This window comes from Streptomyces sp. NPDC090445 (assembly GCF_044769385.1).
In the GTDB taxonomy this organism is placed as follows: domain Bacteria; phylum Actinomycetota; class Actinomycetes; order Streptomycetales; family Streptomycetaceae; genus Streptomyces.
Genome location: NZ_JBIVXV010000058.1, coordinates 1 through 15,145, shown reverse-complemented (window position 1 = coordinate 15,145; position 15,145 = coordinate 1). Strand labels below are relative to the sequence as shown.

General features: G+C 73.4%; 12 protein-coding genes. 7 read left to right on the top strand and 5 right to left on the bottom strand.

Going from position 1 to position 15,145, the window contains the following annotated elements; translation table 11 throughout:
* Window positions 1–209 precede the first annotated feature (209 nt).
* Entirely contained in the window at window positions 210–539 is a 330-nt protein-coding gene (locus ACIQUT_RS39885; protein WP_403570590.1) for a hypothetical protein, read from the bottom strand.
* Window positions 540–905: 366 nt separating this feature from the next.
* Here ACIQUT_RS39885 and ACIQUT_RS39880 point away from each other — a divergent pair, with 366 nt between their 5' ends.
* The gene (locus tag ACIQUT_RS39880; protein ID WP_403570588.1) at window positions 906–3,755 is read left to right on the top strand and encodes a LuxR C-terminal-related transcriptional regulator; all 2,850 of its coding nucleotides are present in this window, start codon (window positions 906–908) and stop codon (window positions 3,753–3,755) included.
* 331 nt (window positions 3,756–4,086) lie between these two features.
* Here the strand turns inward: ACIQUT_RS39880 and ACIQUT_RS39875 are convergent, their stop codons facing one another.
* Window positions 4,087–4,863, bottom strand: a complete 777-nt coding sequence (locus ACIQUT_RS39875) for a hypothetical protein (protein ID WP_403570587.1) — start codon at window positions 4,861–4,863, stop codon at window positions 4,087–4,089.
* A gap of 416 nt (window positions 4,864–5,279) precedes the next feature.
* Between ACIQUT_RS39875 and ACIQUT_RS39870 the strand changes: the two genes are divergently transcribed.
* On the top strand, window positions 5,280–6,680 hold the full coding sequence (locus ACIQUT_RS39870) for an isopeptide-forming domain-containing fimbrial protein (protein ID WP_403570585.1): 1,401 nt from the start codon (window positions 5,280–5,282) through the stop codon (window positions 6,678–6,680).
* 49 nt (window positions 6,681–6,729) lie between these two features.
* On the opposite strand, the gene ACIQUT_RS39865 is transcribed toward ACIQUT_RS39870, so the two are convergent.
* Window positions 6,730–8,232 (bottom strand): PLP-dependent aminotransferase family protein, encoded by a 1,503-nt coding sequence (locus ACIQUT_RS39865; protein ID WP_403570584.1) that lies wholly within the window; start codon window positions 8,230–8,232, stop codon window positions 6,730–6,732.
* 53 nt (window positions 8,233–8,285) lie between these two features.
* On the opposite strand from ACIQUT_RS39865, the gene ACIQUT_RS39860 reads away from it, so the two are divergent.
* Window positions 8,286–9,824, top strand: a complete 1,539-nt coding sequence (locus ACIQUT_RS39860) for a DUF885 family protein (RefSeq protein WP_403570582.1) — start codon at window positions 8,286–8,288, stop codon at window positions 9,822–9,824.
* Complete coding sequence (locus tag ACIQUT_RS39855; RefSeq protein ID WP_403570580.1) at window positions 9,821–10,453, top strand: LysE family translocator; 633 nt, start codon at window positions 9,821–9,823, stop codon at window positions 10,451–10,453. Before ACIQUT_RS39860 ends, ACIQUT_RS39855 begins: the two co-directional genes overlap by 4 nt.
* Window positions 10,454–10,646: 193 nt before the next feature.
* Here the strand turns inward: ACIQUT_RS39855 and ACIQUT_RS39850 are convergent, their stop codons facing one another.
* The gene (locus ACIQUT_RS39850) at window positions 10,647–12,491 is read right to left on the bottom strand and encodes a tetratricopeptide repeat protein (protein WP_403570578.1); all 1,845 of its coding nucleotides are present in this window, start codon (window positions 12,489–12,491) and stop codon (window positions 10,647–10,649) included.
* Between the two features lie 239 nt (window positions 12,492–12,730).
* Window positions 12,731–13,300, bottom strand: coding sequence for a hypothetical protein (locus ACIQUT_RS39845; protein ID WP_403570576.1), 570 nt, complete (start codon window positions 13,298–13,300; stop codon window positions 12,731–12,733).
* Window positions 13,301–13,811: 511 nt separating this feature from the next.
* Here ACIQUT_RS39845 and ACIQUT_RS39840 point away from each other — a divergent pair.
* The 3 genes from ACIQUT_RS39840 to ACIQUT_RS39830 are packed head-to-tail and all read left to right on the top strand — an operon-like array spanning window position 13,812 to window position 14,736.
* Window positions 13,812–14,018 carry a type II toxin-antitoxin system Phd/YefM family antitoxin gene (locus ACIQUT_RS39840; RefSeq protein WP_403570575.1) on the top strand — a complete coding sequence of 69 codons (207 nt, stop codon included), beginning with the start codon at window positions 13,812–13,814 and terminating at the stop codon, window positions 14,016–14,018.
* Between the two features lie 32 nt (window positions 14,019–14,050).
* Window positions 14,051–14,416 carry a hypothetical protein gene (locus ACIQUT_RS39835; RefSeq protein ID WP_403570573.1) on the top strand — a complete coding sequence of 122 codons (366 nt, stop codon included), beginning with the start codon at window positions 14,051–14,053 and terminating at the stop codon, window positions 14,414–14,416.
* On the top strand, window positions 14,413–14,736 hold the full coding sequence (locus ACIQUT_RS39830) for a hypothetical protein (RefSeq protein ID WP_403570572.1): 324 nt from the start codon (window positions 14,413–14,415) through the stop codon (window positions 14,734–14,736). The genes ACIQUT_RS39835 and ACIQUT_RS39830 overlap by 4 nt, the downstream gene beginning before the upstream one ends.
* Window positions 14,737–15,145 lie beyond the last annotated feature (409 nt).

Here is a 15,145-nt window from a genome sequence, read left to right as displayed (position 1 = left end):
GCATACGCCGCCGTCGTCACGTTCGCGGCAGCCGCCAGATCGGCAGGCGGAGCAAACCGCCGCTCCTCCTTGAGCAGATTGGCCAGGCTCTCGTTCTTCACGTTCGTTCTCCTCGTGCTGTGCTGTGCTGTGCAGCCGTGTGGTGCAGGGGTTCGGATGGTGCAGGGGTTCCGGTGGTGCAGGGGTTCGGGTGGCGCGGTCGGGCCGTGTCAGCCCGTGGTGCAGGCGCTCGCGGGCACCGAGTGGCGGCGGTCGCGCGGGTAAGGGGGCGCGGGTGCGACCCGGTCCGGCGCCTGGGCGCACTGCGGCATGCGGACGTGCGTGTTGTCGTCCCAGGTGATGAGCCGGGAGGCGAGCAGGCACACCGCGGTCACGCTCAGCAGCACGGCGCAGGACAGGACGACGACGGCGATGCCGTTGGTGCCGGACCGGTCGGCGTGTCCCGCGCCGGCGCAGCAGCACGCCCGGCCCGGTGCCGGCGGGTGCTGTGCGGCGGAAGTGGCCGGCGATCCGGCGCTCGTGAGCTGTGGAGTGGTCAAGGTCTTCCCCGTGGTTCGTTCTTCCGAAGGCGTTGCGGCGGGCCCGTCCGCGGTCCCCGGCGGCGGGCGGTTGCGGCCGGCCCGGGGGACGTGTCCGTACGGCGAGGTGCCCGCTTGTGGCGGGGACGACGGCACTCGCCGGCAGGGTTGATGCGATCTCATCAAACGAGGTGATGCCCTGGCCAGAATCACGCACCGTAAGGTCCAGATCTTTCGGCGGTGCGGGGCTTCTTTCGGTAGGCCAGCACCGCTGGGTGCGATAATCGGACAGGGGCGGTCGGCGGGCGACGGCCGCGAGCGTGACAGGGGGACGTCCGTGCCGTCCGCAGCACCTTCGTCGATCCGATCCGTGCAGGTGGGCGGATGGTGACCGGCGACGCAGCGCCCGGCCCCGCCCTGCTGTCCGATCCGCCCGGACTCGAAACCGAACTCGCCGACCTGCGCCGCATGTTCGGCATTGGTTCCGGCGCCGGTAGCACCACCGCCACCGGCGCGGTGACGGACAGCGACCACGCCTTCGTACTGGTGCGGGGCGGCCACGGCAGCGGCAAGAGCGCGCTCGTGCGGGCCCTGCTCGGCGGAGCCCGCAGCGAGGGCCGTACGGTGCTCGCCGCCTGGGCGGAACGGGCCGCGAGCCGGGACGAGCTCGCCGTCCTGCGGCAACTCCACGCCGCAGCCCGGCCCGAATCCGCTGTCCGGCCCGAATCCGCAGCCCGGCCCGAATCCGCCGTCCGGCCGCCCGCGCACACCCCGGACGGGCACCCGGCCGAACTTGCCGCGCTACTCGCCGCGCTGCTCGCCACCCGCGGCAGCCGTCCCCTGCTGTGCGTCGAGGATCTCCAGTCGGCGGACGGCTCGTCCCTGCGGGCCCTGCGCAGGCTGATGCGCCGCGTCGACGGGCGGGCGCCCGCCGTCATCGCCACCCTCGGCCCCGGCGAAGCCGCGGACGAGGAGGCGCTCGGCGCCCTCCTCCCGCTCTTCCATGAGCAGCTCGACCTCCTTCCCCTCACGCCCGACGCCATCCGCGACCTGCTCGTCGCGGCCGGGCGGCGGGCACCGGGCGCCCCGCTCGTCCACGCCTGCCTGACGGCCACCGGCGGCAACCGTTTCCTGCTCCTGTCCCTGCTCGCGGCCCTGGACACCGACCACACCGGTGACGGTGAGGAGGCCGTCGCCGCCGCGGCACGCGACCTCGCCCTCGAACTCGCCCCGGCCGCAGCCGCACTGCTCCGCGGCAGCGGACCCCACGCCGAGCCGCTCGCCCAGGCCCTGGCCGTCCTCGGTACGCCCCAGCCGGTGGAACTGGCCGCCGAGGTCACCGGCGTCCCCCTGCCCGCGGCCGAGGACACCGCGCACCTGCTGGAACGCGCCGGCCTGCTGCGCCGCTGCGGCCGCGGGGTGCGCCTCGCCGCCGCGTTGCTGTCCGACGCGGTGGAGCAGTCCGTTCCGCCGAGCCGGCGCAAGGAACTCCACGCCCTCGCGGCCCGGTTCCTCCTGGACCGTGCCGCGCCGCCCGACCAGGTGGCCCACCACGTGGTCAACGCCGCGCCCGGACTGCCCTTCGCGGCCGAGGTACTGCGCCGCGCGGCCGTGGAGGCCACCGATGCGGGAGCCCCCGACCGGGCCGCCCGCCTCCTGCGCTCCGCCCTGCGCGAGCCGTTGACGGAACGCCGGCGCTCCTCCGTCCTGTCGCTCCTGGGCGAGGCCGAGCTGGAGTCCAGCGTCCCCACCGCCATCGAAGGGCTCCGCCGCAGTCTCCGGCTCAGCAACGGCCCGGGGGAGCGCACCTCCGCGGCCCGCCGGCTCGCCGGCGCGCTCTTCGCCGTGGACCGCTACCTCGACGCCCTGGACGTACTGGAGCGCACCAGCGCCGCGATCCGCCCCGTCGACCCCGCCCATGCACTCCGCCTGGAGATCGACTTCCTGTTCGTCAGCCTCGTCGAGGTCTCCTCGGCGGCCCGCACCCACCCCCGGCTGATGGCCCTGGCGATGTCCGAGGCGCGCGAGGCCTCCACCGTGCGTCCCCTGGCCGCCCTGTTGAGCCTGCGCGGTGCCATGGTCGGCGAGGACCCGGCCGAGGTGGTCCGCCTGGCCCGGCTCGCCCTGGGCAACGGCATGGTCCCGGCGGACGACGAGTCGGTCGTGTACCACTGCGCCGTGCTGGCCCTCGGCGCGGCGGGCCGCCCCGATCTCGCCCACGAGTACGCCGACACGGCGGTCGCCGAGGCCCGGGCCCGGGGCGCCGTCTTCCAGTACTCCCACGCCATCAGCACCCGCGGCAACGCGCACGCCCGGATGGGCCGCATACCGGACTGCCGGGCCGATGCCGAGGCCGCCCTGGAGGCACTGCAGGAGGTCGGGGTTCCGCTCGGTGCCAGCCACACCGTGTTCGCCGTCGCCACCCTCGTCGAGGCACTGACCCGGCAGGGCCGGATCGACGAGGCCCAGTCGCTGCTCGACCGCAGCGGCCTGAACGGACACCTCCAGCCGTACTGGATCAACGACTACCCCCTGATCGCCCGAGGATGGCTCCGCATCGCCCAGGACCGGCCGGAAGACGCACTCGCCGACTTCCTGGAATGCGGTGCCCGGACCGGGGCCCGCAACATGCCCGGGCCCGGCTTCTACCCCTGGCGGTCCGAGGCGGCGCTCGTCCACGCCCGGCTCGGCCGCGCCGACGAGGCCCTCCGGCTCGCCGAGGAGGAAGCGGAACTCGCCCGCGCCTGGGCCGTGCCCGAGATGCAGGGCGTCGCCCTGCGCGCCCTCGGCCTGGTCACCGGCGGTCCCCGCGGCCGGTATCTGCTCGACGAGGCGGTCGGGATCCTGAGGCAGTCGCCGGCCCGGTTCCGGTACGCGCAGGCGCTCGCGGACCGGGGGCTCGTCGGGATCCGCTGCGGCCGCGTCACCGAAGGACGCGCCGACCTGCAGGAGGCCGCCAGCATCGCCCACGAGTGCGGGGCCGACGGCCTCGCGGAGGCGGCGCTCCGCGAACTGCGGGCGCTCGGCGACCGGCCGCGTACCCGCACCTTCCAGGGAGTGGAGGCGCTCACCCCGACCGAGCGGAGGGTCGCCGCGCTCGCGGTGGAGGGCATGACCAACCGGCAGATCGCCGAGCACCTCTTCGTCGGGCTGCGCACCGTGGAGATCCACCTCACCCACGTCTACGCCAAGCTCGGCATCAAGGGGCGCAGGGAACTCGCGGGCGCCCTCGACTGACCGCGAACGGCGGAACCCGAGGCGGGTCGAGGAGGGGACAGGACGCTCCGGCCCGGAGAGGGGAGACCGAGCCGGAGCGGGCCGCCGAGGCGGTGACCCCATCGAACCAGCCCGCCGCGGTCCGCGGCCACCACCGCCGACCGCAACATCCCGATCTTTCGGCCCCGGGTTGCGGTGCTGGGGTGCTGGGGTGCTGGGGTGCTGCGGTGCCCGGGGCCATGCGGGTCGGTCACCGCAGGCCGGTCGGCGCTCGTCCGAGAACCGACGAGGGCCCGCCGGCATCGACGCCGCCAAGTGGGAGTCTGCTCGCGCGGGTGACCGTCCGTCGGCGTCACACGTCCAGTGCGGCGAAGGCCGCTTCGAGGAAGCCGTCCGGCAGGCCCGTCCCCGTCCAGGTCCAGCCGGACGGACTCACCGCCTCGGCGGCTTCCTCAACGGCCGAGCCTGCGCTCGCGGGGTCGTCCGCGGGCAGGCCCAGGGCGACCACCGCCCAGGACGCCAGAGCCCCCACCCCCAGGTACTGCCACCATTCGGCGTCGTCCCACCCCTGGCGCCGGTCGGCCTTGCCCGTCCAGGCCGTGCGGAAGAGCAGGGCGAGCGTGGTGCGCGGATCGGCCGACGAGGCTTCGACGGCGCACCGCACGGCCCGCAAGTTCTCCAACTCTGCGGCCCAGGGATGCATCGCGAAGAATTCCAGGTTGCCGCGGAGGGTCGGTCGGAACGCTCGCCCTCGGCCATGGTTCCAGTGCTCGGCCGGCGTCCACACGCCGCCCGGGCCGTTGCCCAGCCGTGCGGCCCGGGCATCTGCCGTGACATCGCCGAGCACCGCGTCGCGCCATCCGAGCCCGTACGCCCGCTGGGCGGCGACGATCGCATGGATCTGACCGTCCGTGGCCGGCGCGTCGAGAAGCGCGTCGTCGCAGCCGCCCCACAGCGCGGCGAGCGCCGCAGTGACCGCCTCCGTGCAGCGTGCGTGCAGATCGGCCACGGGTACGCGGGTCCAGGGCAGCAGGGCCGAATGGGTCCTGTCCCACAACTCCCGCACGGTCATGTCCTCCTCCTCCATGGTCCTGTCCTCGTCGATCGGAGTGCCGGTCGGCGACCCCATGGTGCCCGCCGCACGCGCGATCGCCGAATGCACCGCCCCTGACCGGGTGCGGCGGAGCCGCGCCGCGATGCGGGGAGCGTCAACTTCGCCGGTGGTCGATTCACCCTGAAGTGGGGCGGGCGCACGAGGTGCGACAGGGGCTTTCGGTCATGACGGCGCGTACGGGAGAGGGCCGGGAGGCGAGTGGGGTGGGGGCGGTGCGCCCTCGCCGTCATGCACGACGGTGTGGCGGGAGTGGTTCCGGGGGCGGATTCCGCAAACCTCCCGCCCAGGATTGGCCGAGCCCCTCCATCCGTCACTTTACGTGTCCAGTCGAATGCGGTGCCCTTGCGGCGTGTTTCGGCGCCGCCACGGCACGCAGCGGATGCGGCCGGCCGGCGGTGCGTTCCAGCAACGTCGACTCAAGGGGAAGAACCATGGCTACACCTCCTGCTGCTCCGCTCCGCGTCGCCCTGGCCAACGGCAGTTTCGAGCAGCCTGTCGTGGCCGGTGTGGAGATCCTCCCGGACTCCTCGCAGACGCAGGCGCCGAAGCGGGTTCCGGGCTGGCTCACCACCGCCTCCGATCACCGGATCGAGCTGTGGCATTCGGGCTTCCAGGGTGTGCCGGCAGCGGAGGGGGACCAGTTCGCCGAGCTCAACGCGAACGAGGTCTCCACGCTCTACCAAGACCTGCCGACGACCCCCGGTACGAAGCTGTACTGGCGGCTGTACCACCGCGGCCGCCAAGGGGACGACACCATGGCGCTGGACATCGGTGCCCCCGGCGCCGCGGTGGAGCAGCGGCGCTTCACCGACGGCAACACCGCGTGGGGTTACCACACCGGCACCTACACCGTGCCGGCGGGCCAGACGCTGACGCGCTTCGCCTTCCGGTCCATCTCTGCCGCCGGCGGAAACCGCGGCATCGGCAACTTCCTGGACGGCATCTTCTTCGGCACCGCCCCCTTCCTGGTGCTCGACAAGACCGCCACCCCCGCAGGGCCGCTGGAGGTGGGCGACGTCATCACCTACCGCATCACCGCCAAGAACGAGGGCGGCGGCGCGGCGGAGAACCTCGTCCTCACCGACGTCATCCCGCAGGGCACGACGTATCTGCCCGGCTCCCTGCGGATCGTCGACGGCCCGAACACCGGGGTGAAGAGCGACGCCCCGGGGGACGACCAGGCGTACTACGACACCCGGGCGAACAAGGTCGTCTTCCACCTCGGCAACGGCGCGTCCGCCGCGGCCGGGGGCAGCCTGCCGAACACCGCCACGCTGCCGGCGGGGACCACGGTGGAGTACCGGGTCACCATCGACCGGGCCGCCGCCGGCCGGCAGATCAGCAACACCGCGACCGCCTCGTACGAGAACCGGCTCGGCGACACGCCGGAACGCCTGACGGCCACCTCCGACGAAGAGGCCACGCAGGTCAAACCCGCCGCCGACCTGACCGTGGCGAAGGCCGCCGACGCGACCACCGTCACCGTCGGCCAGACGGTGACCTACCGCATCACCGTCCGCAACACCGGCCCGAACGACGCCACCGGCGTCACCGTCACCGACCGGCTCCCCGACGGCCTCGCCTTCCTGTCCGCCGACGGCCCCGGACGCTACGACCCGGCCACCGGGCGGTGGGCCGTGGGAGGCCTGGCCGACGGCGCGACCGCCACCCTCGTACTGCGGGCCAAGGCCACCAAGGCCGGCCTGATCGGCAACACCGCCACCGCCACCGCCAACGAGATGGATCCCGACCCCGCCAACAACAGCGACACCGTCAGCGTCTGCGTCGAGCGGGCCCCTTCCTGCTGCGACCCCTGCGCCGGCCGCAAGTAGCCCCCGGCCCCGGCGGGCCGGCACCGGGCGGCCGATGTCGGGTCGGGCCTCAGCCGTCCTGGGCTCCGCCCGCCGGCAGTGCGTGGCGCCGCCCGCGGCCACTGCTGCGGGACAGTGCGGCCCAGGCCGCCGAGAGGCGGTCGACCAGTTCTGCCGAGGTCTGCGCGGCGAAGGAGTAGGGGAGGCGGATGTGGTCGTCGTGGGCTCCGGTCGGATCCATGGCAACGCCCGGGATGACCTCCGCGCCGTGACGCAGTGCCACCTGGGCGTAGACCCGGGCGTCCGTGCCGTGCGGCAGCCGGATCCACAGGACGGAGCCTCCCCGCGGTTCCTGCCAGCTCCAGTCCGGCAGCCGTTCGGCGAGGAGCCGGGTCATGGTGGTGAGCTGCTCGCTGCGGATGCGGTCCCGCTCGGGCGCGAGGCCCGGGAGCGCGGGGAGCAGTCGGGCGGCGAGGGCCTGGTCCAGGAGCGGGCTGCCGAGGTCGCCCAGCGCCTTGAGCCGGGCCAGGCGGGCCACGATGTCCCGGGGCGCCCGGAGCCAGCCGATCCGCAGGCCGCCCCATACGGCCTTGGTCAGCGAACCCACGGTCAGCACGGTTCCGCGGGCGGAGTACGCGGCGACCGGCGGGGGAGCCTGGCCGGGGGCGAGGGCCGCCTCGTGGGCGCTGTCCTCCAGGACGGGGACGCCGTGTTCGGCGGCGAGCTCGGCCACCCGGCGACGGCGGCCGGCGGACATGAGGCTGCCCGTGGGGTTGTGGTAGGTCGGCATGACGTAGAGCAGCGCGGGCCGGTGTTCGGCGAGCGCGGCGGCGAGCCGGTCGATCCGGATCCCGTCGGAGTCGACCGCGACGCCGGCCAGCCGGGCGCCCGCGGCCCGGAAGAGGTCCAGGCAGCCCGGCCAGCCCGGGGATTCCACGAGGGCGGTGGATCCACGCCCCAGGTACAGCTGGGCGCTCAGGGCGACGGCCTGTGTGGCACCGGTGGTCACGACCACCTGCTCGGGCACGGTCGGCAGGCCGTGCCCGGTGTGGTGGGCGGCGATCGCCGCCCGCAGCGCGGGCAGCCCGGCCGGGTGGTAGCCCGCCTCGCCGACCAGGCCGGGCAGGTCCTCGCGGACCAGCCGGAGCAGTGCCCCGGCCAGATCCGGACCACCGCCTTCGGCCGCCCGCCCCAGTGAGATGACGTCCGGCGGCCGGGTGATCAGCCGTTGGACCACCACGGTGGCCCGGCCGCCGCGCACCCGCCCGTCCGCCGGCACCCGGTGGCCGGCCGCTCCGCCCGACACCTGCGTGCCGCTGCCCCGACGCGTCTCGACCAGGCCCGTCCCGCGCAGTGCGTCGAAGGCGGCGACCACCGTCGCCCGGCTGACGGAGAGGGCGTCGGCGAGCCGCCGCTCGGACGGGAGGCGGTCGCCGGCGCGCAGGTCCCCGGACCGCACGGCCCGGCCGAACGCGTCGGTGAGCCGCCGGTACAGCGGCCCCTCGCCCGCACTCCAGTCGCCCAGCAGGTCGATCAGCTCGTCCAGCTCGGGCGCTGCACGGTTCCGGTCCACATTCCCCTCCATTGGCACGGGAGCGCGGGCCCCCGTGCCGCGAGGCTAACGGCATGATCACCAACTCACCCCTCGACCCCCGGCTGGCCGCCGTCTGCGACCTCTCCGTCTTCGCGGCGCGCGACGGCGCAGGACGGCACGAGTACGACGGAACCGTCCAGGACCTGTCCCCGGACGGCGTACGACGCGGCCTCGCCGCGCTCGGCGGACCCGCCGACACCGCGCCCTATGCGGACCCGCACGACGAGGCGCACGCGGCGGCCGCGGAGGAAGCCCTCCGGGTCCGCTTCGGCGAGCTCGAACTGCACCGCAGCAACCCCCTGTGGCACATCGAGAACCTGGACCTGACCGGCTACGACCGCCCCTACGCGCCCGAGGACGAGCGGGACGCGGCCCGGTCGGCCCACCTGGGCCGGTGGCCGGACGCCGTGGACGCGGCGGTCGAGGCACTGCACCGCGTCCCCGCGCCGCTGGCCGAAGCCACGCTGCCGCTCGCCCGCGGTCTGGCCGCCTTCCTCGACCCCCGGGGCGGGCCGGTCCACGCCGCCGCCGGCCGGGCACACGCCCGCTTCGTGGCCCACCTGGAGCGGGCCGCCGTCCAGGGGCCGCCGTCGGCGGCACTCGGCGCGCCCGCCCTCGCCCGGCTCCTCGGCGCGGCCGAAGCCCGCACCGTCGACCTCACCGCACTGTCCGCCCGGGTGGACGCGGAACGGGACCGCCTGCGCGCGCTGCTCGACGCATCGCTGCGCCGCGTCGACCCGACGGCCGCGCCCGCCGACACCGTACGGGCCCTGCAGGCCGACCACCCCGACGCCGACGACCTGCTGGCCGAGTTCGCGGCGCTCGTCGACGAGACGGTCGCCTGGACCGCCCGGCACGATCTCGTACCCCACCACGACGTCGAGGTCGACGTCTTGCCGATGCCGGACTCCCAGCGCCGGGCACTGGCCGGCCTCTTCGCGTCCGCGCCCCACGAGGCCGACGCGCCCAGCGCCTTCCGCGTGTCCCTCCCGGACACCGGGTGGACGAGGGCGGAGAGCGACCAGTGGCTGTCGACGGGCTTCAACCGGACCCTGATGCCCAACATGGCCGTCCACGAGGTGGCACCCGGCCACGCCAGCCACGGCAGGGCGCTGCGCCGGGCCGCGACCGACGTCCGCCGCACGCTCCACTCGGACGCCTTCATCGAGGGCTGGGCCCACTACTGCGAGGAGCTGGCCCTGGAGCAGGGCTTCCGCGACGGCGACCCGCGCGTCGCGATCGCGGTCGCCCAGGACGCGCTGCGCAGGGTCACCCGCTTCGCCTGCGCCATCGGCCTGCACACCGGAGCGATGACCCTGCCGGACGCGGCGGCCCGGTTCACCCGGGACGCCTCGCTGTCCGGGCCCGCTGCCCTGCACGAGGCCGCACGCGGGTTGTTCGACCCCACCTACGGCCGCTACACCTGGGGCAAGTTCGCCATCCTCGACCTGCGCGAGCAGGCCATGGCCCGTTGGGGCAGCGCCTTCTCGCTGCGTCGCTTCCACAGCGCCCTGTTCGACCTCGGCGCCCCGCCCCTGGGCCTGCTGCACACAGCACTGGAACGCGGATGAACTCACTCGCGGCCTTCACACTCGCCACCCTCGCCCTCGTGGCGGTTCCCGGACCCAACCTGATCCACATCATCACGCGCAGCGTGCAGGACGGACGCCGGGCCGGCGTCGTCTCGGCCCTCGGAGTGGAGACCGGCACCCTCCTCCACGTCCTCGTCGCCGTCTGCGGACTGGCGGCCGCCATCACCGACCATCCCCTCGCCTTCGCCGTCCTGCGCTACGCGGGCGCCGGCTACCTCGCCCACCTGGGCGTACGAGCGCTGCTCCGCCGCCCGCCCCTCTCCACCGCGCAAGCCGACGACGCCGAAGCCCGTCCCGACCGACGCCGGCTGCTCCGCGTCTACCGTGACGCCGTCCTCGTCAACGTGCTCAACCCCAAGGTCGTCCTGTTCTTCCTGGCCTTCCTCCCGCACTTCGTGCCCACCGGCCTGACCCCCGCACAGACCCGCACCCACATGCTCGTCCTCGGCACGCTCTTCCTGGCCATCGCCCTCGTCTTCGACCTCTGCTACGCGCTCGCCGGCGCCGCCCTCGCCGACCGGCTCCGAGGCACCCCGCGCCGCGACCGCCGCCTGGCGTACACGACCGGCGGCATCCACCTCGGCCTGGCCGCACTGGTGCTCACCTGACGCCCGGTCAGCGCCTCCAGCCTTCCATGAACGCCGCCAGAAGGACATGCATGTTCCTGCCGAGCGCGGCCCTGGGCAGGCCACGTCCCAGGGCTAAGCACGCTTGCGCCGCGGTGGCGGCACCTTCGGCGGACTGAGGCGCTGAGCGGGAAGCGGCTTGAGCACGACCTCACCGCAAGCACGCACGGGGCCGTCAGGGCTGGGCTTCCAGGTGGTGCAGTCGGCTTCGCGCCGAAGCGGCGGCTTCCCCGTCCCCGGCCGCCAGGCCCACGAACTCCAGCAGCCGCAGGGTGTCGGCGTATGCCTCCCGGTGGGACGCGTCTGCGGAATGCAGACGGCGGTAGGCATCGGCGGCCAGCGTGCACGTCTCGACTGCGAAGGCGAGCGGCGGCACACCCGGGGCGGTGATCACATGATGGGTGAGGCCGTGGAGCGCCTCGGCCACCGCCTTGAGGTCTTCCGGGCGCGTCGCTTCGTGTTCCACGGCGACTCGGGCCCAGTGGACGAAGCCTGCCCGGTCCTCCCGATCGTGGAGGGCCAGTTCCGCGAGCCGCGGCGGCGATTCGGGATGCCCGGCCCGGGCGGCCAGGGTCCACCAGTGTTCGGCCTCCTCGCTGCGGCCCTCCTCGTACAACAGCAGCCCAAGGCAATGGGCCCCGCGGGCGCTGCCGTTGTCGGCGGCCGTGCGCCACCATCGCTCGGCCTCGACCATGTCTTCGGACCCGTACTTAAGAAATCCCAAGTGTTCGGCGGCCGACGCCTCGCCGTTCTCGGCCAACCGGGCGAACAGAATTTCGGCCTCGTCGTGACGGCCCTGGCTTTCCAGCAGGAAGGCCAGGTTGTGCCCGGCGTTCGGCACCTCGTTCGCGTCGGCCATCCGCCACAGGATCTCGGCCTGGGCCAGGTCACCCCGCTGGTACATGACCCCACCGAGGCCGACGGCACCCGCCCAGTCACCGGCGCCCATGGCCTGCCGGAACCAGCTCTCGGCCCGGTCGGAGTCCCCGCTTCGCCGCGCGATCACGCCGAGGCGGCTGTAGGCGGCCGCGACCCGCTGCTGCGCGGCCCGGGTGTACCAGTGCACGGCGCCATCCAGGTCGTCGAGGTAGTGCAGCAGCTCGCCGAGCGTGAATGCGGCCCGGGCGCTGCCCTCCTCGGCCGCCGCCCGGTATGCCTCGGCAGCCGCCTCGTACGTGCCCTGCGCGAGGAGTCGGTCCGCGTGTGCGCGTCGCTTCGCGGCCTGTGGCGGTTCCGGCTCGTCAGGTCGCTGCGTGCCGCGCACGATCCCTTCGCGGCCGGCGTGTGCGATGAGCGTGAAGGCCCGTGTCGGGACGACGCCGCGTGCTCCGGGATCGGCCGGGGCGTCCGGGTTCCAGTGGTCGGCGTAGAGCTGGTGCACCGGCAGGGGCGTTCTGGTGCCGTCCGGATGGAAGGACGACATGCCGGTCGAGGCTGTGACCACCAGGTCCCAGTACGGTCGCACCACCTCGTTCCCGTACGCGATTTCGGCCGTCAACCGCCAGTGCACACGGTGCAAGGAACGGGTGACCGGCGCGCAGACCACCTCGGCGCTCCCGCCCGCCGGCACGGTCAGCGGAAAGACCGGGACCCTGCTTCCGGCCGGCCGGAGGGCGGCAGGTGACTGATCGAGGCGGATTTCGAGGTCGGGGTGCTGCAGCGGCCGGTAGGCGGCCACGGCGCGCAGGGTGGACTCGGCCAGGTCGGAACTGAGCACGAGGGCCGGCATCCGGTCATAGGCAATGCTCCGGCCGTCGGCGTGGAGGGCCCGTTCCCCGGTGACCTGTCCGTGCAGGGAGCGGACGACGACGTCGCGCCCGTGCGGTCCGCCGGGCATGGTGAGTGTGAAGAGCAGATTGTGGCCGGTCACAGGAACCTGTTCGGCCTCCGGGGCGCCGGAGACACCCGGCGAGACAATCAGCGCGAGCTGGCTGTGGACCGCCACACGGACCTCGAACGGCGCATCGTCCGGCAGGCTGCTCACCGCAACGACCCGTACCGGCCGCTGCATTGCGTACATGCCGACTTCACGGTCCGCTCCCGGCGGGGACGCGGTGGCCTCGCCAGAGGCCGCTGGGCCGCCGCCGCGCGCGGTCTGCCGCGAGCGCCCGGCACCCGCTGCGGCAAGGCCCGCCACCGTGGCGACCGCGGCCCAGGGCTGCCACGCCCGTATCTCGGCCGCAAGAAGCACGGCGCCGCCCGCGACCAGCGGCAAGCCGGCTTGCAGGGCCAGATCCCGCAATATCCCCGTCTTTGCCATCAGTTGGCCGGCCGAGGGTGTCGGGCGGCGGTTCGAAACGGCTGCCCGCCGAGGTCGACACGAGTACTGCCCGACCGCCCCGCGGTGGTCCAGTCGAGCCACAGGACCCACCGGACGTCCCCGCTGTCCGTGGTGACGACCAGATCGAGGACCTCCGACTCATCCTGAGCCACGCTGTACGGGAAGTCGCTGGCCCCCAGCGGACGCACGGAAGGCGGATCGGCGTCGAGCAGCACCTCGAACCTCCGCACAGGGATCTCCGCCGCATGCGGGGAAACCTCCCCGTGCCGCTCCTCCCGGGACACCACCTCTGCGCGCAGCTCCGTCAACACCACGGGTGAGGGGGAGGAACCGGTGACGATCACCTGCACGCTGTGCCCGCTCGCAGGCACATCGGTGATCCGGCCGCTGTCGTCGAGCAAGACGTAATCCTGATGCCTGACCCGTACCGCGATGGCCAGCGGATCGGAAGCCTCCAGCTCCCGGCGGGCCCGGCGCCGTCCGAGCGAGTCCCCGATCCGGCGGGGAGCCTCCTGACCGAGATACGCTGCAGCGGCGGCTGCGGCCACCCCGCCTGTCCAGGTCAGCACCTCTCCGGGGGCCCAGATGAAGGCGGTGCCGGCCACGGCGGCCGCGCCGGCCCCCAGGACACCCAGCGTCGCCCATCCGCGTAATCGAGGTCTCGGCATACGGCTCCGTTCCGCGGCGATCCGTCCTCATCCGTCCTTCCCTCTTCACCGTAGCGTCGCACCACGGCCACTGTCAGGGCCTTGCTGCCTTCTTCCTCCGGGCAGCTCCGGCTGTGGGTATCCGCAGCGTCGGCCCGGCAGCACAACACCGGAAGGCGGTGGAGCAGGTCGGTAGCGGGGCCGTCCTCGTCCAAGCGCACGACGGCGAGGTTCGTTGCCGCCCGAGGGCGCCGACCTTCGGCAGCGTCTGCGGCATGGGCCATGCAGAGCACGAAGACCGAGCAGGGGTTGCACAAGATCGATCTCACTGACGACCGCTGACCCCTGTGCGGCAAAGCCGACCCCGTGCTCAACTATCACAACTATGATAGTTCGAGGTAGGGTGGCGGCCATGGAGACGAGGACATACACGACGATTGACCTGCGCAAGCAGATGGGCGAGATCCTCGACCGGACCCGCATCGCAGGCGAGGCGGCCGCAATCACCCGCAAGGGCAAGACCCTCGCCTACCTGGTGCCCGCCGAATGGTTCGAACGCCAGCAGCTGGTGGCCGAGCAGCCGGCCACCGACTCGGACTCCGCCCAGGACGCGGCCTGACGAGGCCCGGCCAAGATCAGGAGCCTTACGTCATGACAGCGCAGCCCGTCCATTTCGACGGCGGAGGAGAGAAACCCCGCCGAGTACCACCCATGCCCGAGCGCACCCCCCAGGCCCTGCGCCTGGCCATCCAGGAGCATGCCCCGCACCTCCTGCCCGACTTCGAGGCCCACTGGCGGCGCGCGATCGGCGATGCCTTCAACCTCACACCGGTACCCGCTTTCATGCGCTTGTGGTGGACCCAGTACGCCATCGCCCGCGACCCGAGCCTGGAAGCACACCTACACGACCTCGAAGCACGCGCGGCCAAGGCAGAGGACGCCGAGGAGTCTGCCCTGCTCCTTGCCGAGTACAGCCGGCTGCGACGCGCCGCGGCCGCCGTGGAGCCCGGTCAGTGACGGACGATCTCCCGGGTCCGCCCTGGCAGATGGACTGGACGGTGGAGGCGCGGCAGGACTTCGACGCCATGCCTGCCGACGGCAAACAGCTCGTCCTCGCCGCCCGCGCAGAACTGATCACCGCCCCGGACCCCTACTACCGCGGCATCGACGCCGACGCCTGCCTTCCTCACTGGATCACCGTCCGCCCCCTCGCCTCGACCCGTCCGGGCGGCTCGCACATCGCAGACCTCGCAGGGGGACGCGGCTGGCTCGTCTTCACCTTCATCCGCCGCCACGCCGAACCCCAGATCACCGTCACTGACGCCTTCTGGGCGTGACGAGAGCCGGCACTACTGTGCCCGCCCAGCGGGAAACGGGTTTCCCTGACCGGCGCTGGTCATCCACACAACGCCTGGCGCACACTTCCGATGCCGACGCACCACACCGGCTCCGATCGCTTCCCCGCCTGGAACCGGCACCGGGGCACGGGAGAACACAAAGGGGACATGGCTCCATGAGCCGCTGGCCCCTGCCTTGAGCAGGGGCGCGGCTGGCACGCCCGTTCCGCGCTGTGCGGGCGGGCGTACAGCCGGCCCGGGCGTCGGCAGGGCGTGCTGTCCCCGCCGGAGCAACCCATCGACGAGTCGCTAGATGTATTGCCCAGTGAGGTTGGGGACGCGGCTGGCGGGTGGTTTGCCTGCGAGCGCGGTGTGTCCGCGGTGGTGATTGTAGGTGTGCAGCCATTGG